Source organism: Microbacterium sp. B35-04 (genome assembly GCF_010634885.1).
Lineage (GTDB): Bacteria > Actinomycetota > Actinomycetes > Actinomycetales > Microbacteriaceae > Microbacterium.
The window spans coordinates 1-676 of record NZ_MWLP01000156.1; the positions used below are offsets into that span (position 1 = coordinate 1).

Consider the following 676-nt stretch of genomic DNA (forward strand, 5'->3'; position numbering starts at 1 on the left):
GAGCCAGGCGATCGGGTAGCCGATCCACGCGAGGTATGCCGCGATGAGGAACGCCGCCAGCACGAACACGGTGAACAGCCAGCGCGTGGCGGTACGGCCGATGAGCACGGTGAGAGTCTTCTTGCCCGCGACGCGGTCCTGGTCGATGTCGCGGAGGTTGTTGGCCAGGAGCACCGCGCACGCGAGGAGTCCGACGCCGACGGCGCCGAACCAGGCCTCCTGCGGCAGCGCGAGCGCCTGCACCCACGTGGTGCCGAGCGTCGCCACGAGGCCGAAGAAGACGAAGACGACGAGCTCACCGAGGCCGTAGTAGCCGTACGGGCGCTTGCCGCCGGTGTAGAACCACGCGGCGATGATGCAGACGGCGCCGACCGCGAGCAGCCACCACTGCTGCGTGCGGATCGTGATCGCGAGGCCTGCCACCGCCGCGATCGCGAAGAAGGCCAGCGCCACCAGCAGTACTGTGCGCGGCCTGACCTTGCGGGACGCGGTGAGGCGCGCGGGCCCCACGCGGAAGTCATCGGTGCCGCGGATGCCGTCGCTGTAGTCGTTGGCGTAGTTGACGCCGATCTGCAGCGACACCGAGACGATGAGGCAGAAGAGGGCGATCACCCAGTGGAAGACGTCGGTCACGAGGATCGCGGCACCGGTGCCGACGAGGATCGGCGTGACCGCG

1 protein-coding gene is annotated in these 676 nt (G+C 69.2%); it reads right to left on the reverse strand.

The window, feature by feature from the left end:
• Nucleotides 1-676, reverse strand: a 676-nt coding sequence (locus B1729_RS20175; RefSeq protein ID WP_163634604.1) for a 1,4-dihydroxy-2-naphthoate polyprenyltransferase, incomplete at both ends; no start/stop codon positions are given.